The sequence below is a fragment of the Polynucleobacter sp. SHI8 genome (genome assembly GCF_027944005.1).
Lineage (GTDB): Bacteria > Pseudomonadota > Gammaproteobacteria > Burkholderiales > Burkholderiaceae > Polynucleobacter.
On sequence record NZ_AP027204.1, the window covers coordinates 514,959 to 534,938 of the forward strand.

Consider the following 19,980-nt stretch of genomic DNA (forward strand, 5'->3'; position numbering starts at 1 on the left):
TTTTAAGTAAAAATGGGTATTTTTGGATAATGCGGATTTAAATATTTAGGTCAAATGATTGACAGAGGTTTAAGTAAGTAATAACATTGTAATAACAGGAGGGGTTATGCAAATTAATATAAGAGAAATTGGTAATAGTAAGGGAGTGCTTATACCTAAACCTATGCTTGTTCAGGTTGGGTTAGATGATCAATCAGTTGCTGATGTGTCCATTGAAAATGGAGCAATTATCTTAAGAAAGCCCTCTAAATCTGTTCGTACTGGATGGAGTGAGGCTGCAAAAGCAGTGAGCCTAGTGGATGGGGATATGCTTGTGTTGGGAGAATTTGCTAACACTGAAGATAAGGATTTAGTTTGGTGAAAAGAGGAGATATTTGGTTAGTAAACCTTGATTCGACAATTGGCAGTGAAATCAAAAAAGCACGCCCATGTGTTATAGCTTCTCCTATAGACTTAAATGAACACCTTAGAACAGTAATTGTTGCACCTATGACATCTAAAGGGTTTTCAGCGCCGTTTCGGATACCCTTGACTCATGCCGGGAAAAAAGGTTTGATTCTTTTTGATCAGATACGAACAGTTGATAAAGTAAGATTAACCAAAAAGATGGGAACTGTTTCACCAAAAACTTTAAGTGCTATGTTGAATATACTTCAAGAATTATTTGCCGAATAAAACTTTAAATTTTCTTAAATAAACAAATTGGTAATTTGAAATTCTTTATGGCTTAAGACATTCTTTAAAGTGTGAAGGATTGGAAGAGCCAAATTATGAAATGACTTTTGAAACTCGCCGTGTTTAATAAATGATCATCCCCCGATTATGGTGAACAGCCTAAACACTGTACGACCTGAAACATACTTTACACTTTATACCGGACACATACTTTACAGTTTTGAGCATAAGGAGGGCCAACTTATGCCATGGAATGAAAGTACGAAGATGGATGAAAAGCTTAAATTTGTGTCACGTTTTTTAGATGGTGAAAAGATTTCTCGACTTTGTGAAGAGTTTGGAATTTCCAGAGTAACGTGTCATAAGATCATTGATCGTTATAAAGAATCAGGATTAGAGGCTTTTAATGACAGAAGTCGAAGGCCCTCTCGGCAAGCGAACCGCTTGCCTTTTCAGGTCGAACAACTGATTGTGAATGTTAAGAAAGAGTTTCCGAACTGGGGAGCTCCAAAGATCCGAGAACGGATCCATACCCATTATCCAGAGATCACTTTGCCTGCGAAAAGTACCGTTCATGCGGTACTCGATCGGCATGGTTTGGTGCGAAAGAAACGTCAGCGACGCCATCCCAAGTTATCAGGAACGGCTCTATTTGATGCTCAGCAACCCAATGCTTTGTGGTGTACGGACTACAAAGGTGAGTTCATGATGGGCAATAAGCAGTACTGTTACCCTCTGACTGTTACCGATTACACCACTCGGTTCTTAATCTGTTACGAGGGACTAGAAAGTACGCGTGAAGCCCAAGCCTTTACCGTCTTTGAGAGGTTGTTCAAGGAATATGGCTTACCCAACAGTATCCGCTCTGATAATGGCGTACCGTTTGCTAGCGCAAACGCACTCTATGGCTTGAGTAGTTTATCGGTCTGGTGGTTACGTTTGGGGATTGGTATTGAACGCATTAAACCGGGTAACCCTCAACAAAATGGACGGCATGAGCGCATGCATCTAACACTCAAACAAGCCACGACCAAACCACCTGGTATGAACTTACTGCAGCAACAAGATAAGTTTGAGGACTTCATCCAAGAGTTTAATTATGAACGACCCCATCACGCTCTTGCGATGAAGCGACCAGCTGATTTATATCAGCCGTCAAACCGAAAATACGAAGGATTACCAGATGTCGCGTATCCCTTCCATGACAAGACAGTCACCGTCACGACTTGTGGTCGAATCTGTTTAGATAACAAGAAGATACATCTGAGTACCGTATTTGCCGGACACGATGTAGGGCTTCGACAAGTCGAAGAAGATGTTTGGTTAGTGAGTTTTATGGATTACGATATGGGTTACTTTGATCTGGAATCTCGAAAGGTGAATGCCATCGAGAATCCTTTTGGTCCCAAAGTAATCGGGATGTGATCGGAAAAGTGTAAAGTATGTGCTCGGTACAAAGTGTAAACCATGTGTCCGGTACAGACCTTTATATATTTGGTAGGACGGGCGAGATTCGAACTCGCGACCAACGGATTAAAAGTCCGCTGCTCTACCGACTGAGCTACCGTCCCAAATTAGGTAAACAATGATTATAGCAATATTATTTTAGGATTGACGAACTATTGGCGGATTTTTTTCCAAATATGTAAAAATTCCTTTTGAAATAGCATCAGCAATCTTATTTTGATAAGAATCATCTAAGAGTTTAAGTTCTTCCTCAGGGTTACTAATAAAGGCTGTTTCGACCAAAATAGAGGGAATATCGGGAGCTTTTAAGACTGCAAAACTAGCTTGTTCGACTGCTTTACTATGTAAATTAGCAAAGCCCCCAATTTCTTTAATCACCGAGTTACCTAACTTTAATGAGTCTTTAATTTGCGCAGTCGTTGCCATATCAAGTAATAATCTTGCAACTTCAGCATCTTTAGTTTTAATATTTAATCCACCAATCAGGTCTGAAGAGTTTTCTTTATTTGCCATCCACCTTGCAGTTGTGCTGGTGGCTCCTTGTTGAGAAAGAGCAAACACAGAAGCACCTTTGGCACTTGGTAAAACAAAGGCGTCTGCATGGATGGAAATAAATAAGTCTGCTTGGACTTTACGCGCTTTTTGAACTCGCACACCAAGAGGTACAAAAAAATCAGAATCTCTTGTCATTAAGATTCTGAACTCAGAAAGCCCCCCTAACTGATTTTGCAAACGTTTAGCAATTGCTAGAACAACATCTTTTTCTTTTGAACCACGTGCACCAATCGCTCCAGGATCTTCACCACCGTGTCCAGGATCTAAAGCCACAGTAATAATGCGATTAAACTTGTTTGACCGAATCGCTGGAGCATTATTTTGCGAAATCGTCGGAGCAATGATGTCATTATTCTTTTTTGCAATAGCTGCAATCGGATCATCTTCATCAACTTTGATATTTTTTTGTAAAAAAACAGTCATTGCATCAGGCGGATTTTTAGGATAAAGATCCAGAACAAGTCGATGTTGGTAGCTACCAGCAGGTTCTAAAGGAAAAAGTTGAGGAAGAACTTCCTCTTTCAAGTCGAACACGAGTCGGACGATTTTGGGTTGATATTGACCGACCCGAACCCCTGCGATGAAGGGATCATCACTTTTAATTTTCGCAACGATTTCTTTGATCTTATTGTTTAAATCAATACCTTGGATGTCCACAACAAGACGATTAGGATCCTTTAATAGTTGTTGTGAAACTTGCAAGGTTTCATCAGATTCAAGGGTGACACGGGTGTAGTCCTCGGCTGGCCATACACGAACACCTAAAAGTGTTGCGCCATAAGCCAATTCGAGAGGGCCGAGGAGAACAAGGAATGGTGCAATAACTCCAGCTTGGGCTATTTGTTGTAATGATTTTCTTTTGCTAAGATCCATATTCGGAAATATTTTTTAAAAGTTGACTCCCAAGAGCGGAGACACCCTCGATTGAGCCTTTCCTGACTGTCTCAGAAATATATTGCAAGCGAATGATAAGATCAGCTGAAGGTAAAGTGTTTTCAGCTTTTTCAGGCCATTCAATAAAGTGTATTCCGGATTGATTCAAAATATCTTTGAATCCTGCTTCTTCCCACTCTAAGGGATGATTCATGCGATATAAATCAAAGTGATGAACGGCGATTTCACGATCATTGAGTACCACTGAATAAGGTTCGCAAAGATTGTAGGTGGGACTTTTGACCTTGCCTTGATATCCTAAAGCTCTAAGAATATAACGAACAAGGGTCGTTTTACCGCTACCTAAGTCACCGATTAGCCAAATATGCAAACCCCGATGATTAAGTGCTGTGGATTGGATCATATGCCCGATTTTTTCCGCAAGATCGATACACGCATCTTCTGAACTTAATTCAAAAAGGAAGTTTTTGCCTACAATGTTCATTAATGGAAACCTTTAATCATCAAGAACTGCTTCTTTGGATCAAAAGCCAGGCTAAGCAACTTGGCTTTAGTGAAATGCGTGTTACTGATTTGGATGTCAGTCAAGCATTGCCACATTTGCAGGATTGGTTGGAAAAAGGTCGTCATGGTGATATGAATTATATGATTGAGCATGCTGATTTGCGAGCCAACCCGCAAAAGATATTACCTCAAGCGTTACGAATATTATCATTTCGGATGGAATATTTACCAAAGAGTTTATTTGAGCAAAATAACGACTGGAGACAAACTGAGTGGTCCAAAATACATGATCCTCAGGCTGCAGTTGTTTCGGTTTATGCCAGGGGGCGTGATTACCATAAAGTCCTTCGAAGTAGACTCAAGCAATTGGCGCAGCAAATAGAAGAAAAAATATCCCCACTCAACTACCGGGTTGCTGTTGATTCAGTACCGTTGCTGGAAGTTGAATTTGCCAAAAAATCAGGATTAGCTTGGCGCGGTAAGCATACTCTTGCACTCCATAGGGAGGCCGGATCCATGTTTTTTTTGGGTGAAATCTTAATCGACTTACCCTTACCGATTGATGCACCTATTAGTGATCATTGTGGGCAATGTCAGGCTTGTATCGATATTTGTCCGACACAAGCGATTGTTGCCCCTTATCAATTAGATGCCAGAAAATGTATCTCCTATTTAACGATTGAACATCGTGGATCAATACCAATCGAATTTAGACCTCTCATTGGTAATCGTGTCTATGGATGTGATGATTGCCAACTGATTTGTCCATGGAATAAATTTGCAAGCTCAAGCAATATTGGAGATTTTGATGAGCGGCATCAATTAGGTCAATTGCAATTATTCGATGTATTTTTATGGAGCAAAGCGACTTTTGAGCAATTGATGCAGGGCAGTGCTATCTACCGCATTGGCTATGAACAGTGGATGCGTAATATTGCAGTGGGATTAGGCAATCTCATACGACATGATTCAACTAGTGCAGAAATCAAACAACAAGCCCGTCATTCTTTGCAACAACAACATCAAAAAATTAATGATTTAGTCGATGAGCATATTGAATGGGCAGTTAGTTTCTAGAGCCTAAAGATATAGAGCATTACAATAGGCAGATGGATCAAATCATACAAGAATTAAAAAATGCAGAAACTTTTAAGCAAGCCTTTCGCCTTGGTGTAAAAGCAGGTCTTTATGGCCCTGGTCCTGTTTTACTTGCCGGCATGGTTGGCTTTGGGGCGATGAGTCAAGGTGTTGGCTTAAACGTATTACAGGCTACAGCTATTTCAACGTTTATGTATGCATTGCCAGGTCAAATTGTCTTTATTGAGATGATGTCGATGGGTGCATCATCTAGTGTTGTTGCAATTGCCGTTGCATTAACGTCAACCCGTTTTTTAACGATGGTATTGACCTTGTTTCCGCAAATACCAAAAACAAACAAAGAGCCTTCTAGAATGTTGTCGGTTCACTTAGTTGCGATGAGTGCTTGGGCCTATTGCATGAGAGATTTTCCGAAAATAAAGCCCGAAGTTCGATATGGTTACTTTTTAGGAATAGGTATTCTGTGCTGGATACTTGCCATACCTGGCACTATTTTAGGATTTGTCTTATCTGAATATGTACCCATCTGGGTAACGATTCCGCTGGTATTTGTTAATCCTCTTTTTTTCCTTCTCTCATTTGTGGATGTTGTTATCCCCTTAAATCGAATGGCGATTATTGTTGGAGGTATTGCAGGTGCATTTTTTTATCAAATCTATCCAGAAAATGCATTATTGATATCAGGTCTTGGCTTTGGCAGTCTTGTATATGGCATTGATTACCTCAGAAGAAAAAGGAAGACTTCTTCATGAGTGCTATTGAAACTTCTATTGCAGAATTCGGTTGGTGGGCGGTTCTACTATTTGTAGTATTGGGGACCTATTTTTGGAGAGGTCTTGGCGTATTGTTAGCAGGTCATGTGTCACAAGATAGTGAAGTATTCAAATGGTTGTCTGCTGTTACGTATGCTTTGGTTGGCGCCTTAACATTCAAACTGATTTTGTTACCGATTGGTGCCTTAGCTCAGGTCCCCATGACTTATCGGATCATGGTTTGCTGCATCTGTTTAGTTTATATGATGAAATTTAAAAGCGGTCTTAGTCGCGGATTAATTCTGGGGAGCCTTTTAATGGCTGCCTACGGATTATTTTTGTCGTATCAATCTACTTGATAAAGAACTATAAAAATTAAGGTTATTTAGCCTTATTGATAAAGTGACTTTTATTTCTTAATGAGAATGATTATCATTTGTTTTTGATAAATTGTTTTAAGAAAGGAAGTTGTAGTGCTAAATCAAACTCATAAAGTAAAAAATCTTATTAAAAAAAGTATTTGTGTTGGGGCGTGTATTTTATCTTTCAATAGCAGTGCGGGTGAAGGATATTTTGGGTGGGTGTATAGCCTTGATCTTCAGCCTGAGGGTAAATGGGAGTTTGAACAACGTTTGCAGCTTACAAGAGGTCAAGCAAGTGGCACATACGATTTATGGCAAGGTAGAACAGAAATGGAGTATGGCGTTAGTAATGACTTTCAACTTGCAGGATACCTTAACAGTTATTCCATTAACTCTTCTAAAAATTACACGAATAGTGAATATTGCGAACAAGAAAATACCACTTGTACAGGAGGGTACGGCGTTCCCGGAAGTGAAAGTCATGGAAGTGGCTATGCAAAAACAGGGATTGATGGCGTATCGGTAGAAGGTATTTGGCGTATCACCAATCCAGTAACCTCACCCATTGGTGTAGGACTTTACCTAGAGCCAACCATTGGCCATTTAAAAAATGCCTTAGAAACAAGACTTATATTGCAATCCAACTTTTTAGATGATCGCTTGCAACTTGTGGGTAACTTAGTCTACGAAGTAGAAAAATTAAAATTTGATGAAGAGCCTATTGAAGAAACTATTTTAGATGTAGTTGCAGGTCTTACCTATCGATTCATGCCCAATCTTAATGCCGGCTTGGAATATCGATTCCACAATGATTTTGATGGGTACTCACTGAGTAATCAAACCCAAAGAGCTCACTTCATAGGCCCTAATGTTCATTACGCAACAAAAGATTGGTGGATAACTGCTGCTATGAGAACGCAAGTGGGCGGGCAGTGCTGGGCTCCAGGAACAGCCGAATGCTCTGATGGAAAAGTGTGGGATAGCCATGGCCGTAATGAATATATCGTTAAATTTGGGATGCCCTTCTAATGCAATGGCATTCCCCTAGTTATCTAGCTGTTATTTGTTTGGCAACTACTGCCCCTTTAGGTCATGTATGTGCGAAGCATTATCTCAGTGTTGATGAAGTCAAACAAGCCATGTTTAGTGGAGAAGTCTTTACCAAAATCGACATTGAGGTTCCGGAATTGATCAAAGAAAAAATGAGAAAAGAATCTGGCGTGCGACACGCCTATCAACAAAAACACATTTGGAAATCTAGTCAAGGATCTTGGTTATTGATTGACGAAGTGGTGGGGAAGCACGAAATGATTACCTATGCAGTTGGAGTTAATAACAAAGGGCAAATTCAGGGAGTGGAAATTCTTGAATATAACGAATCATATGGTGAGCAAATACGTGAAAAAAAATGGTTAGAACAATTTAAGGGAAGAGGAGCTTCAGAGCAGTTGAGATTTAATCAAGAAATTAAAAATATTACGGGAGCCACACTTTCCTCTAAGCATGTCACTAATGGCGTGCAGAGATTGATGGTCTTATATCGAGAACATTTAAGTAGGATTTGACGTGAGAAGAAGCAGACCAATGCTAGGTACATTTGTGGAGTTGTGGATTGAGGAAGATCGTTACATCAATCCAGAGCAAATGGCATTTAACCAAGAAATTGGAAATGTCGTTTACCAACAAATGGAAAAAGTACAGACTTTAATGTCAAGTCATGACACTTTTAGTGAGATTACCCAGTTAAATCGATTATCCAAAACAGCATCAGGAATTATCTGTTCTGTGCATCCCTGGACATATGAAGTATTCATGATTGCTCAGAAAGTCTTTAAGGAAACAGGCGGATTATTTGATTGTGGCATTGGTCAATTCGCACCATCCTTCCAAAGATCATCAGATCATCATCAAGAGGGCGGAATAGCTTCAATTGATTTACTAGAAAACCACCAAATTAGATTAAATCAACATGTGCATTTCGATTTAGGAGGAATCGCCAAGGGTTATGCAGTAGACAGAGGCATAGAAGTATTAAGAAATTTTGAAATTAAAAATGCTTTGATTAATGCGGGAGGAGATTTAAGAATCATCGGAGGAATTGAGCAGTCTATTTATTTAAAAGAGTCTTTGCATGGTGATACTTATATTTATATGGGGAAGTTAAAAGACGGAGCAGTTGCAACCTCGTCCACTCGGTTTGGTCGAGATAACAAGAAAGGGGGAATGTCGTATTTAATACATCCGAAAACAGGGGAGTGCATAGAAGATGATTTAAGTTATTCGATTGTTGCGTCAACCTGCGTTGTCGCAGATTGCTTAACAAAAGCATTAGCAATCGAAAAAAATATTCATGCACCATATTTTGAAACATTTGGAGCAATACCAATCATTGTGGAGTAAACATGGAAAGTAAACAGCAATTAGCAGCATCAAAAATAGGAAAAATGAGTCAATGGCACAAATATATAAGCTTTATGGGAGTTATTTTAAGTTTGACGACTGGCGTAGTTTGGTTCGTATCAGATGATTTGATGGGCAAACCGATTCAAGAATTAAGTTTATGGATCAATTTGCATGGCATTGTGGGACATTTGTTTTTATTAATCTTAGGCATGGCTTTGTACCACCATGTGCAATTGACCCTCCGCATGAAAAAGAACGTATGGATGGGGGGAGCTTTTATCGCCACATCTTTACTTTTAATTGGGTCGATTTTGGCATTGTTCTACGGACGTGGAGTTGTTCATGAGCAAGCACATCTATTGCATTTGGTTTCAGGAACTTTAACGGGAGTTGTGTTTTTCCTACACATAAAAATTGGTAAAAAAAGCTTTAATAAACAATCCTTCGAAGCGAATCAACAATCAATCACTGCATAAATGTTTTAGTTGGCGTTAACGGCGTATTCATTGGGGTGGATACGCCGTCTTTTTTTCAATCATGAAGATTAGGTAAAATAAAAAATCAATTTTAAGGAGAACAATATGCCAGCAAATCGTACTTACTTGACTCAACAGGATATTTCCGCAGTTCTAGCTGCAGCTGAAGCTTATGCTGCGCAAGGTAATTTCGCCGTGACGATTTCTGTAGTAGATGACGGAGGTCACCTATTGGGCTTATTAAGACGCGATGGTGCAGCGCCTGTAACAGCCTATATTTCACAAGAAAAAGCTCGCGCATCTGCTTTAGGGCGTCGTGAATCCAAGATTTATGAAGATATTATCAATAATGGTCGGACTGCCTTTTTGGGTGCAACCCCAGCATTACATGGTGTTTTAGAGGGTGGCGTCAATATTGTCGTTGACGGACATACCATTGGTGCAGTTGGCGTTTCAGGAGTTAAATCCTCTGACGATGCCCTCATTGCTAAGGCAGGAATCGCCGCTTTAGGGATTAATTCCTAATTGGCCTCATAATAGAGGGCTGTGAACGAATTAAATCCAACTCCCCCAACTCTTTCTGTCGAGGAAAGCGCAGCTGAACTTTCCTCAAAAAAGCTTGAGTTTACTCAGCTCGGATTAAGTCCAAAGATTCTCCAAGCAGTTCAAGAGCAGGGCTATACCCATCCAACCCCAATCCAAGAGCAGGCAATACCGCACGTATTGGCAGGAAAAGACGTGATGGGTGCCGCTCAAACAGGAACTGGAAAAACTGCCGCATTTGTTTTACCCATTTTGGAGAAGATTTCTCCCTTCGCCAATACAAGTTCATCTCCTGCGCGTCACCCAATTCGGGCTTTAGTTCTTACTCCCACCCGTGAGTTAAGTGATCAAGTAGCAGAGAATGCTTTTAAATATTCAAAATATACCGATTTAAGAACAGCAGTAGTTTTTGGTGGAGTGGATATTTCTTCGCAAACCCAATCTTTGCGAGCTGGAGTGGAATTGTTGATTGCAACTCCAGGAAGATTACTCGATCATTTATCACAAAAAAATGCGAACTTGTCGCAAGTGCAAATATTAGTATTAGATGAAGCAGATCGCATGCTCGATATGGGTTTTTTGCCGGATCTTCAACGCATCATGTCGTTGATCCCATCTGGTCTTAGACAAACATTATTATTTTCAGCAACGTTTTCTCCAGAAATAAAAAAATTAGCGCAACAATACCTAAAAGATCCGGTGATTATTGAGGTATCGAGACAAAATCAAACAGCAGATACCGTTACTCAAATGGTGCACTTAGTTGATTCATCGAATAAGTTAAAGGTACTTCAAACGATTTTGCATCAACGTCAAGTAAAAGGATTACCGACGCAGTGCATTATTTTTGCCAATAGTCGGATTGGCTGTGCACGACTCTCTAGAGCTCTAAGTCAAAGCGGTATCAAAGCAGAAGCGATTCATGGCGATAAAAGTCAAGTAGAGCGCATGAGTATTCTTGATCAATTCAAGAAAGGGGAAATTGATGCGCTAGTTGCCACTGATGTCGCCGCTCGAGGATTAGACATACCGAGTATGCCGTGCGTGATTAATTTTGAATTACCATTCAATGCTGAGGATTACGTTCATCGAATTGGTAGAACGGGCAGAGCAGGAGCTAAGGGTGATGCAATCGCCTTAGTAGACCCATCTGAAATGAAACTACTTGCTGATATTGAAAAATTAACTAAAAAACCGTTAATTAAAATACCAACGCCGAGTACTAGTTCCCGAGAAAATATGGATCCATTTTTCTATCTCCCTTATCAATCAGAAGCGGTCTCAACAACTAACCCTGTAGATGAACCAACGAAATCTATAACAAAATCAGTTAGTCCAACTAAGGCACTAGGCGCTTTGCTTGGCGGGGCTAAAAAAACTAAGTAAAAACTGCCAAGCCCCGATTGCTTGCTCTTGCGCTCGTGTTGTCTTGGACTCCAAACGCCACCCCTAACAACATGGTTTATCCTTTTTTGCAATCATTCTCTACCCACGTCAGCCATATACCGCAAGCTACTTTCGTATTGAGCTAACTAGTAAGGGCAGTTGCGAGCGAACCATCGGTCAAAAGCCCTGTAGGAGAGGGTGTGAAGCGATCGTGATAAGAGGTTCTCAACATCGTTAAAATAGAAGTCATGCCAAGTCCAAATTTTGTTCATTTACGTCTGCATTCTGAATATTCCATTGTTGATGGAATAGTTCGGCTAGATGACGCCATTAAACAAGCAGTCGCTGATCAGATGGGGGCGCTTGCGTTAACAGACCTCATGAATTTTTTTGGTCTTATTAAATTTTACTCAAATGCACGGAGTGCAGGATTAAAACCAATTGCTGGAGCGGATGTTTGGATTTCGCATCCGACACAAAGCAATAAAGCTCATCGGGCTCTTTTACTGGTTAAAAACACCCAGGGTTATCTCAATTTATGTGAGCTATTATCCAAAGCCACCCTAGAAAACCAACACTTAGGTCGTCATGAAATACATCCTAGTTGGTTTTCCTTACCAAGTACCTCCTCCATGGCGAGTCAACAACCCTTTACATTATCTGAAGGATTAATTGTTCTTTCTGGTGGTATGCAAGGAGATATTGGACAAGCATTACTTTCAGAGCAATTCGAAGTTGCTGAGCAGTGTGCACGTCAATGGCAGGATTTATTTCCCGGAAATTTTTATATTGAAGTTAGCCGTATCGGGCAAGAGCAGGAAGAAAAATATATCCACTTAGTTGCAGCGATTGCAAGTCGTCTCAATATTCCATTAGTTGCCACACATCCCATTCAATTTATGCAACCAGATGATTTCAGGGCTCATGAAATCAGAGTATGTGTTGCAGATGGAGATCAATTAGGGAATCCAAAAAGGGTTGTTCGTTTTTCTCCAGAACAATATTTTAAGACCACTGAGCAAATGATGGAGTTGTTTGCTGATTTACCAAGTGCGCTAGCCAATTCAGTTGAAATTGCGAAACGCTGTAATTTAATATTGCAGTTAGGTAAACCAAAGTTACCTGATTTCCCAACGCCTGACGGGCTTACACTAGAAGCTTATCTCGAAAAACAGGCGCACACAGGGTTACAGCATCGTTTATTGCATTTGTACCCTGATACTGAAAAACGCGATCAGGAATCTGATCGATATATCAGTCGATTGGATTTTGAGATTAAAACCATTATTCAGATGGGATTTCCTGGATATTTTTTAATTGTTGCGGACTTTATATCCTGGGCTAAAAACAATGGAGTTCCCGTAGGACCTGGCAGGGGATCTGGAGCTGGTTCCTTAGTTGCTTATTCCTTGGGTATTACTGATCTTGATCCGCTGAGATATAACTTACTCTTTGAACGCTTTTTAAATCCAGAGCGAGTTTCTATGCCCGACTTTGATATTGACTTTTGTCAGTTGGGTCGTGACCGTGTCATTCAGTATGTGAAAGATAAATATGGTCATGAAGCTGTTAGTCAAATCGCAACATTTGGCACGATGGCTGCTAGAGGAGCAATCAAAGATGTCGGTAGAGCTCTGCAACAACCATATGGTTTTGTTGATGGAATTTCGAAGCTGATAGAAGCTAAGCCTGGAGCACAAATCACGATTCAGGAAGCGATGAAAAATACGCCTGCTTTAGATGATTTGTATCAAAACAATGAAGAGGCGAAAAACCTCATTGACCATGCAATACAGCTAGAAGGAATTACCAGAAACGTGGGGATGCATGCTGGCGGAGTGTTAATTTCACCAGGAAAGTTGACGGATTTTTGCCCACTCTATTCTCAATCCGGGAAAGATGATCAGAATTCAGGTATTGTCAGTCAGTTTGATAAAGATGACGTTGAGGCTGTTGGCCTTGTCAAATTCGACTTCTTAGGTTTGACCACTTTAACCATACTTGATCTCACCCAAAAATATATACACCAACTTTATCCTGAGAAGAAAGATTGGCAATTAGAGGATATTCCACTCGATGATCCTCAAGCCTTTGATATTTTAAAGGCCGCAAATACCGTTGCCATCTTCCAATTGGAAAGTCGTGGCATGCAGAATATGCTTAAAGATGCAAAGCCAGACCGCTTTGAAGACATTATTGCCCTAGTTGCTCTTTATCGTCCCGGACCAATGGATTTGATACCGGATTACATCGCGCGTAAACACCTCAAGCAAGTAGTTGTTTATCCAGATGAGCGAGTCATTCCTGTTCTTGAAGAAACCTATGGAATTATGGTGTACCAAGAGCAAGTGATGCAAATGGCACAAATCGTGGGTGGCTATTCTCTAGGCGGTGCAGATTTATTGCGTCGCGCGATGGGTAAGAAAAAACCAGAAGAGATGGCGATACAAAGCAAAATATTTGCTGAAGGCGCAATGAAAAGTGGCCTCACCCAAGAAAAAGCCGATGAGATCTTTAAAAACATGGAAGCCTTTGCTGGCTATGGGTTTAATAAATCGCATGCTGCCGCTTACGCTGTTTTGGCCTATCAGACGGCTTGGTTAAAAGCGCATTATGTCGCAGAATTTATGGCGGCCAACTTGTCATTGGCAATGGATGATACGGATAAAGTCAAAATTCTATTTGAAGATGCAAAAGATAATCAGCTAGAAATTTTGATGCCTGATATTAATTCAGGAGAATACCGTTTCCTACCTATCTTAAAAGAAGAAGAAAAAAACCAAGGAGGTTCTCGAACCATCAAATATGGTTTGGGCGCAGTAAGGGGTACAGGTGAGAACGCCATCACAGAAATTGTGAGAGTTCGAGCTGAAAAACCTTTCGTACATTTATTTGATTTTTGCCAACGAGTAGACCGTCGCATTGTGAATCGTCGTGCGATTGAGGCATTAATCAGGGCAGGAGCTTTTGATGGCATTGCCCCAGGTGGTATGGATGGGCGAGCCACCTTACTAGCGTCCCTTCCCAACGCGATGCAAGCAGCAGAGCAGGCCATCGCTTCTGCGAATCAGACGAATTTATTTGCGATGCCTGGTGAGGAAGACGGCTCTGAGCCAGAATATATATCGATCGCACCTTGGATGAAAAAGATGCGCTTACAAGAAGAAAAATCTGCCTTAGGGTTTTGTATTTCAGGGCATTTATTTGATGTCTATGCCCAAGAAGTTCGACAATTTGTAAGAGTTCCAATAGAAAAGATTTCACCAAAAAGTGGTGAAAAATTAGTTGCCGGAATCATCGTTTCGCAACGAACCAAAAAAACCAGTAATGGTGGTGTAATGAATAATATTGTTCTAGATGACGGTACGGGTCAAATAGAGTTGGTGGTCTATGAAGACACCTATGAAAACTACCGATCTTGTTTTGTTGAGGATGAGTTATTAATTGCTAAGATCTTGACCAAGGTACAGCCTTCGACAGAAAACTATTCAGGAAGTGTAAGGCATTCAATCCTAGCCGCGATGTCAATGCCAGCAGCAAGGTTGCGTTACGCGAAAAGTATACACTTTGAGATGACTTCTCAAGTGAATCTAAAAACGTTTAAAGAAAAAGCCCAATCCTACATTCATGAGCAAAATGCCTCTCGCCAAACATCCGCTGATTCCGTACAACACATTAACTTGCCAATGACTGCTGATCTCGTCTCCAACTCTGGGGTTTGCCAAATTCAGTTTCCGCAAACTTGGAATATGTATCCAGATGACCGAGCGATTCAGGGGTTCAGTAATTTGCTACATCAATTAGGCATAACATCCGCTTTGCAAGTTAAATACGCGTTACAGGGATAGTATTTCTAAACAAATTGTCATAGGCTTGGATAACTCTCGGAGCGCTCAGCTCCTGTAGACAAAGACTACGGCTATTTGGCTTGTCATCACATCCAGCTTTTCTACACGGCACACATTCTCCGGGCCCTTGAAGGATAGTTACATTCCCTACGGTTTGACTTGACGCTCTTAATAAATAGGGTTGTGTATGAGAAAAACCATTAGGCCAAGGCCCAAAATTAGTGGGAGGAGTAGCGCCAAATAAGGCAATCGTTGGAACTGCACATGCGGCTGCCAGGTGGGTAATGGCAGTATCCACCCCAATATAGGCTTTAGCATGATGCAAGACGTTCGCTAACTCACCAAAACTGAGTTTGCCCGTCATGTTGAGAATAATTTGTGCTGCATGAGGACTCAGGCGGGAGAGTATTTTTTCTGCAAGTAGATGATCCTTTTGATCGGGTCCACCACTCATCACCACCAAGATTTCTTGTTGTGAAAAATACTCAATGATTTGTACCCAAGAATCAATTGGCCAGCATTTATAGTCATTGAGTGGGCTTGGATGAATCACGACATATTGCTGGGAAATATCTTGGAGCTCGACCGGCAATGACTCAAATTGCGGAGGACTTACTTTCACTTCGTGAGTCACTTGAGTATCTTTCATCCAAGGGTCAAGTAACTTTAGCTTTTCAGTCACCACATGTTGCGAGAAATAATCAATAGGAACTTGATGTTGAGTAATCCATTTTTTCCAACCATGATCTTCTTTTCCAGGATGACAAACCCCTACACGATAAGGTGCCGCAAATAATCCATATAGATAAGCGCGATCGCTAGGTTGCGTGATAATCGCGAGATCATATTGAAAAAATATTTTACAAAGAAGTTTGATGTACTCCTTGATCTTGGGCTTCTTGCTTACACCAATGATTTCATGTAGGAACGGGTTGCCCTCTAAAATCCCTACAGAGTTGGTAAATCCTAAAAAATCGATTTTTGCATGAGGCCAAACTTCATGAGCGCGTTCGATCAGAGGAGTAGTAATGAGAGTATCACCGATTTGTCGCGTGGCAATAATCAATATTTTTTTGAATGATGTTGGCTTCATTGGTGGGGTAATTTTATGGAAATCAACTATTTTTCTTTAATATGATGTGTTTGTGACAGAAGATTGGCATAATTCATTATATGAAGCTCCCCCATCATCAAGTATTTCTCCGAGTACTATCTTATTTAAAGCCGCATAAGTCAATGATTATATTGGCCTTATTGGCAATGGCTGTAGTAGCTGCCACTGAAACCTCAATTCCCGCATTGATGAAACCCTTATTAGACCGCGGTTTTACAGGTGGACTAAACGATAAGTTGTGGCAAATTCCTTTGTTCTTGGTTGGTCTTGCCTTTATTCGGGGGGCGGCACAATTTTTATCTAACTATTGGTTAAACCGGGTCATTAATGAAGTCTTATTAATTCTTCGCGAACAAATGTTTGCGCGTCTATTGCATGCTCCTACCGAATTTTTTCAACAAAGTACGGCGGCAAACCTAATCAATACCGTTGTCTTTGAAGTAAATAACGTATTGAGTATTTTAAGTAGTGTTGCGATCAATTTAGTCAGAGACTCATTAACTGTATTGGGTTTATTAGGCTACTTGTTTTATCTCAATTGGAAATTAACACTTGTTGTGATGGTCATTTTTCCAATCATTGGTTACACGATTAGTCGAATCAATAAGCGCTTAAGATCCTTAGGTCGTGATCAACAAAAATATACTAGTGAATTAGCGTATGTAGTTGAAGAGGCAAGTGCTGGACATAAAGTTGTTAAATTAAATAGTGGGCAGGATTATGAGATGTATCGTTTTACGGAAATGGCCAAACAGCTCAGAAAATTCGCCATTCGTTCCTCAATTGCTGGAGGATTAAATCAACCGATTACTCAGATTGTGGCTTCCATTGCATTATCCGGGGTTTTGTTGATTGCGATCTTACAATCATCCACTGGCGGCACGACTGTTGGTGAGTTTGCTGCTTTTGTCACTGCCATGATGCTGATTATTTCCCCGCTTAAACATTTGGCAGATATTAATCAACCACTGCAAAGAGGCTTAATTGCTGCTGAAATGATTTTTGGTTTGATTGATCAGCCCTTAGAAAAACAAGTAGACGAAGTGCATGCAAAATCTCTAAAAACAGCTAAAGGAAATATTGAGTTTGATCATGTGAGTTTCTCATACCAAGCAGCTCATCAAGAGTCGACTGATCCTCAGCGGGAAGTTCTACGTGATATTCAGTTAAACATTGCACCTGGCGAAGTAGTTGCCTTTGTTGGACCCTCTGGCAGCGGTAAAACAACATTAGTTAATTTAGTGCCGAGATTTTATACGCCAACGACCGGGCGAATATTGCTCGACGGTCATCCAATTGAAGAATATAAGTTAGCTGATTTACGCTTGCAAATCGGTTTTGTAAGCCAAGACGTCATTTTATTTAATGACACTATTGCAGCCAACGTTGCGTATGGTGTTGTGCATCAAGAGGATATCGATAGGGTGAAGGTTGCTGAAGCAATAGCCGCGGCTAATTTATCTGAAATGATTCGTGATTTACCAGATGGTATCGATACCGTAATTGGCGATAACGGTAATCGATTATCAGGTGGTCAAAGACAGCGTTTAGCGATTGCCAGAGCAGTTTATAAAAATGCCCCGATTCTTATTCTAGATGAAGCTACTTCGGCCCTCGACTCTGAATCAGAGCGCCTCGTGCAAGAAGCGTTGGAGTACTTGATGCAGGGTAGAACAACATTAGTGATTGCTCACCGCCTATCAACGATTGAAAATGCAGACCGTATTGCCGTTCTTGAGTATGGACGAATTGTCGAGTTAGGAACGCATGCTGAGCTGATTGAGCGGGGTGGTCTCTACTCCAGCTTACATCGATTACAGTTTTCAGCTAAGGCTTAGAGCAACACAATATCGTAATGTTCTTGAGCAAAGCTTCCTTCAGAGCGAAGACGAATCGGTTTACCAATAAATTCGCCTAGTTCAGCTAGGAATTGGCTTTGTTCTTCTAGAAATAAATCAATCACATCGGGCGATGCAACAATTCTAAATTCTTTAGGATTAAATTGACGGTGTTCACGAACAATTTCCCGAAGTATTTCATAGCAAATCGTTTGAGCAGTTTTTACTTCACCCTTACCCTCACAGACAGGGCAGGGTTCACACAGTTGATGGGCTAATGATTCTCGCGTGCGTTTGCGCGTCATCTCAACCAGACCGAGATTCGAGAATTGATTCACTGTCGTTTTCATCCGATCTAGTGCCAAACTCTTATTGAGTTCAGACAAGACGGCGGTTTGATGTTCTGCCGTATGCATATCGATAAAATCAACAATAATGATGCCACCTAAATTTCTTAAGCGTAATTGCCGCGCAATGGCTTTAGCCGCTTCAAGATTGGTTTTGTAGATCGTATCAACAAAGGTTTTAGCCCCAATATAACTGCCCGTATTCACATCAACCGTAGTCATGGATTCCGTTTGATCAATCATCAGATAACCACCGGACTTGAGATTGACCCTACGATTGAGTGCCAAGTTGATCTCATTTTCCACATCAAATAAATCAAACAAAGGACGTTCACCACGATACAGTTGAATCTTATCCACTAGCTTCGGCATATAAGTTGCAGCAAATTGTTGGAGTTTCGTACAGTTTTCTGCTGAATCAATACGTATGACGGTTGTAGATTCTTCAGCAATATCACGCATGACACGCTCAATCAGATTGAGCTCTTCATAAATTTTGGATGGGGTAGGCTTGGTTAAGGTTTGTTGATGAATCCTTGACCAGGTCAGTAAAAGATAATTTAAATCTTGCTCTAAATCCCTATCGCTTGCTTCCTCAGCGCTTGTGCGCATAATCAAACAGCCTTTTAACTCTTCAGGAAGGATGCTCCTTAGCCTTTGTTTTAAGCGGTCCCGTTCAGCCTCATCCGTAATTCTTTGAGAAATGCCAATTTGACCATTTTTTTCATCGAGCGGGAGATACACCAAATTACGACCAGCAATACTGATGTGCGTGGTTAAGCGAGCACCTTTTGTCCCAAGGGGGTCTTTTAGAACCTGAACAAGAATAGTCTGTCCATCAAAGACGAGTTTTTCAATGGGCATGTCAGCGCCATTATTAATATCGGCAACATGTATAAAGGCTGATTTTTCAAGCCCAATATCTACAAAGGCGGATTGCATACCAGGCAAAACGCGTACAACCTTACCTAAATAAACATTCCCTAAAATGCCAAGGTTTTGCGCTCTTTCGATGAGAAGTTCTTGTACCTCACCATGTTGAACAAGAGCAACCCTTGTTTCCTGTGGGGTAAAGTTAATTAAAATTTCTTCATTCATGGAGATAGGATAAACCCAATTCCAGCCTTCTCCAAGAGGCGGCTCGTTTCGAAAATAGGTAAGCCCATGATGGCACTATGACTACCTTCTATTTTTTCGATTAAACAGCTGCCATAGCCTTGAATAGCATAAGCGCCAGCTTTACCAAGAGGTTCATTGGTAGCAACATAGGACTTTAATTTTTGCGTTGAGTTATTGGCAAAATAGACCTTAGATGAACTCATCACATATTCTGGGGCTTGATTTTGCTCCATTTGAATGGCGATCGCCGTGTGTACAACATGACACTGACCATTGAGTAACTCGAGCATCGATAACGCATCATTATCATCATGGGGCTTACCTAAAATCATCTCTTTCCCGTCTTTCGTTAGTGCGACCGTCGTATCTGCACACAAGATGGGGGCCCATGGTAGTCCTTGACGATTGAGACGTTCAACCGCAGCTTGAAGCTTGAGAAGAGTAACCCGAAGCACGTAATCTTGAGATGCCTCTTGCGGAAGAACGGTTTCGAGTAATTCAGGGTTTTCAGAAGAATCGGGCAACAATAGCTGGAAGTTCACCCGCAGATCATTCAATATCGCTTGGCGTCTTGGACTTTGGGAAGCAAGATACAACAT

The 19,980-nt window shown here is 40.8% G+C and carries 19 protein-coding genes and 1 tRNA gene; 14 read left to right on the forward strand and 6 right to left on the reverse strand.

All coding sequences use genetic code 11. The features are described 5' to 3' along the window. Positions 1-106 precede the first annotated feature (106 nt). From QMN06_RS02660 to QMN06_RS02670, 3 genes are all read left to right on the forward strand, one after another. A complete protein-coding gene (locus QMN06_RS02660; RefSeq protein ID WP_281970983.1) occupies positions 107-361 on the forward strand; it encodes an AbrB/MazE/SpoVT family DNA-binding domain-containing protein in 255 nt (84 codons plus the stop codon). Further along, entirely contained in the window at positions 355-675 is a 321-nt protein-coding gene (locus tag QMN06_RS02665; RefSeq protein WP_281970984.1) for a type II toxin-antitoxin system PemK/MazF family toxin, read from the forward strand. Before QMN06_RS02660 ends, QMN06_RS02665 begins: the two co-directional genes overlap by 7 nt. A 243-nt stretch (positions 676-918) precedes the next feature. After that, positions 919-2,100 carry an IS481 family transposase gene (locus tag QMN06_RS02670; RefSeq protein WP_281970985.1) on the forward strand — a complete coding sequence of 394 codons (1,182 nt, stop codon included), beginning with the start codon at positions 919-921 and terminating at the stop codon, positions 2,098-2,100. Between the two features lie 70 nt (positions 2,101-2,170). On the opposite strand, the gene QMN06_RS02675 is transcribed toward QMN06_RS02670, so the two are convergent. The 3 genes from QMN06_RS02675 to tsaE form a co-directional block, all read right to left on the reverse strand. Continuing rightward, positions 2,171-2,246: transfer RNA gene (locus QMN06_RS02675), tRNA-Lys, on the reverse strand. A gap of 34 nt (positions 2,247-2,280) precedes the next feature. Further along, the gene (locus QMN06_RS02680; RefSeq protein ID WP_281970986.1) at positions 2,281-3,570 is read right to left on the reverse strand and encodes an N-acetylmuramoyl-L-alanine amidase; all 1,290 of its coding nucleotides are present in this window, start codon (positions 3,568-3,570) and stop codon (positions 2,281-2,283) included. Then, entirely contained in the window at positions 3,560-4,075 is a 516-nt protein-coding gene (tsaE, locus tag QMN06_RS02685; protein ID WP_281970987.1) for a tRNA (adenosine(37)-N6)-threonylcarbamoyltransferase complex ATPase subunit type 1 TsaE, read from the reverse strand. Before tsaE ends, QMN06_RS02680 begins: the two co-directional genes overlap by 11 nt. Before the next feature lie 2 nt (positions 4,076-4,077). On the opposite strand from tsaE, the gene queG reads away from it, so the two are divergent. From queG to dnaE, 10 genes are all read left to right on the forward strand, one after another. Then, positions 4,078-5,172: a tRNA epoxyqueuosine(34) reductase QueG gene (gene queG / locus QMN06_RS02690; protein ID WP_281970988.1), complete on the forward strand. Its 1,095-nt coding sequence runs from the start codon at positions 4,078-4,080 to the stop codon at positions 5,170-5,172. A 32-nt stretch (positions 5,173-5,204) separates the two neighbouring features. Further along, positions 5,205-5,945 carry an AzlC family ABC transporter permease gene (locus QMN06_RS02695; RefSeq protein WP_281970989.1) on the forward strand — a complete coding sequence of 247 codons (741 nt, stop codon included), beginning with the start codon at positions 5,205-5,207 and terminating at the stop codon, positions 5,943-5,945. Next, entirely contained in the window at positions 5,942-6,304 is a 363-nt protein-coding gene (locus QMN06_RS02700; protein ID WP_281970990.1) for an AzlD domain-containing protein, read from the forward strand. Before QMN06_RS02695 ends, QMN06_RS02700 begins: the two co-directional genes overlap by 4 nt. 114 nt (positions 6,305-6,418) lie before the next feature. After that, a complete protein-coding gene (locus tag QMN06_RS02705) occupies positions 6,419-7,336 on the forward strand; it encodes a DUF6662 family protein (RefSeq protein WP_281970991.1) in 918 nt (305 codons plus the stop codon). Beyond that, positions 7,336-7,872 (forward strand): FMN-binding protein, encoded by a 537-nt coding sequence (locus QMN06_RS02710; RefSeq protein ID WP_281970992.1) that lies wholly within the window; start codon positions 7,336-7,338, stop codon positions 7,870-7,872. The genes QMN06_RS02705 and QMN06_RS02710 overlap by 1 nt, the downstream gene beginning before the upstream one ends. 19 nt (positions 7,873-7,891) lie before the next feature. Then, positions 7,892-8,707, forward strand: a complete 816-nt coding sequence (locus tag QMN06_RS02715) for an FAD:protein FMN transferase (RefSeq protein ID WP_281970993.1) — start codon at positions 7,892-7,894, stop codon at positions 8,705-8,707. 2 nt (positions 8,708-8,709) lie between these two features. Next, on the forward strand, positions 8,710-9,186 hold the full coding sequence (locus QMN06_RS02720) for a hypothetical protein (protein WP_281970994.1): 477 nt from the start codon (positions 8,710-8,712) through the stop codon (positions 9,184-9,186). A 105-nt stretch (positions 9,187-9,291) separates the two neighbouring features. After that, positions 9,292-9,711: a heme-binding protein gene (locus QMN06_RS02725; RefSeq protein WP_281970995.1), complete on the forward strand. Its 420-nt coding sequence runs from the start codon at positions 9,292-9,294 to the stop codon at positions 9,709-9,711. A gap of 21 nt (positions 9,712-9,732) precedes the next feature. Then, positions 9,733-11,115, forward strand: a complete 1,383-nt coding sequence (locus QMN06_RS02730) for a DEAD/DEAH box helicase (RefSeq protein WP_281970997.1) — start codon at positions 9,733-9,735, stop codon at positions 11,113-11,115. Positions 11,116-11,363: 248 nt separating this feature from the next. After that, a complete protein-coding gene (dnaE, locus tag QMN06_RS02735) occupies positions 11,364-14,963 on the forward strand; it encodes a DNA polymerase III subunit alpha (protein WP_281970998.1) in 3,600 nt (1,199 codons plus the stop codon). Here the strand turns inward: dnaE and QMN06_RS02740 are convergent. Then, positions 14,941-16,056, reverse strand: a complete 1,116-nt coding sequence (locus QMN06_RS02740) for a glycosyltransferase family 9 protein (RefSeq protein ID WP_281970999.1) — start codon at positions 16,054-16,056, stop codon at positions 14,941-14,943. The genes dnaE and QMN06_RS02740 overlap by 23 nt on opposite strands. An 80-nt stretch (positions 16,057-16,136) precedes the next feature. On the opposite strand from QMN06_RS02740, the gene msbA reads away from it, so the two are divergent. Next, a complete protein-coding gene (msbA, locus tag QMN06_RS02745; protein WP_281971000.1) occupies positions 16,137-17,915 on the forward strand; it encodes a lipid A export permease/ATP-binding protein MsbA in 1,779 nt (592 codons plus the stop codon). Here msbA and rng read toward each other — a convergent pair. Beyond that, complete coding sequence (rng, locus tag QMN06_RS02750) at positions 17,912-19,360, reverse strand: ribonuclease G (protein ID WP_281971001.1); 1,449 nt, start codon at positions 19,358-19,360, stop codon at positions 17,912-17,914. The genes msbA and rng overlap by 4 nt on opposite strands. Next, positions 19,357-19,980: a Maf family protein gene (locus QMN06_RS02755; RefSeq protein ID WP_281971002.1), complete on the reverse strand. Its 624-nt coding sequence runs from the start codon at positions 19,978-19,980 to the stop codon at positions 19,357-19,359. Before QMN06_RS02755 ends, rng begins: the two co-directional genes overlap by 4 nt.

Bases quoted from the DNA above. Each gene is read 5' to 3' on its own strand.
- QMN06_RS02670 (WP_281970985.1), top strand. From the start codon at position 919: ATGCCATGGAATGAAAGTACGAAGATGGATGAAAAGCTTAAATTTGTG.
- queG (WP_281970988.1), top strand. From the start codon at position 4,078: ATGGAAACCTTTAATCATCAAGAACTGCTTCTTTGGATCAAAAGCCAG.
- QMN06_RS02710 (WP_281970992.1), top strand. From the start codon at position 7,336: ATGCAATGGCATTCCCCTAGTTATCTAGCTGTTATTTGTTTGGCAACT.
- QMN06_RS02715 (WP_281970993.1), top strand. From the start codon at position 7,892: ATGCTAGGTACATTTGTGGAGTTGTGGATTGAGGAAGATCGTTACATC.
- tsaE (WP_281970987.1), bottom strand. From the start codon at position 4,075: ATGAACATTGTAGGCAAAAACTTCCTTTTTGAATTAAGTTCAGAAGAT.
- QMN06_RS02700 (WP_281970990.1), top strand. From the start codon at position 5,942: ATGAGTGCTATTGAAACTTCTATTGCAGAATTCGGTTGGTGGGCGGTT.
- rng (WP_281971001.1), bottom strand. From the start codon at position 19,360: ATGAATGAAGAAATTTTAATTAACTTTACCCCACAGGAAACAAGGGTT.
- QMN06_RS02725 (WP_281970995.1), top strand. From the start codon at position 9,292: ATGCCAGCAAATCGTACTTACTTGACTCAACAGGATATTTCCGCAGTT.
- QMN06_RS02680 (WP_281970986.1), bottom strand. From the start codon at position 3,570: ATGGATCTTAGCAAAAGAAAATCATTACAACAAATAGCCCAAGCTGGA.
- QMN06_RS02740 (WP_281970999.1), bottom strand. From the start codon at position 16,056: ATGAAGCCAACATCATTCAAAAAAATATTGATTATTGCCACGCGACAA.
- QMN06_RS02660 (WP_281970983.1), top strand. From the start codon at position 107: ATGCAAATTAATATAAGAGAAATTGGTAATAGTAAGGGAGTGCTTATA.
- msbA (WP_281971000.1), top strand. From the start codon at position 16,137: ATGAAGCTCCCCCATCATCAAGTATTTCTCCGAGTACTATCTTATTTA.
- QMN06_RS02720 (WP_281970994.1), top strand. From the start codon at position 8,710: ATGGAAAGTAAACAGCAATTAGCAGCATCAAAAATAGGAAAAATGAGT.
- dnaE (WP_281970998.1), top strand. From the start codon at position 11,364: ATGCCAAGTCCAAATTTTGTTCATTTACGTCTGCATTCTGAATATTCC.
- QMN06_RS02695 (WP_281970989.1), top strand. From the start codon at position 5,205: ATGGATCAAATCATACAAGAATTAAAAAATGCAGAAACTTTTAAGCAA.
- QMN06_RS02755 (WP_281971002.1), bottom strand. From the start codon at position 19,980: ATGTTGTATCTTGCTTCCCAAAGTCCAAGACGCCAAGCGATATTGAAT.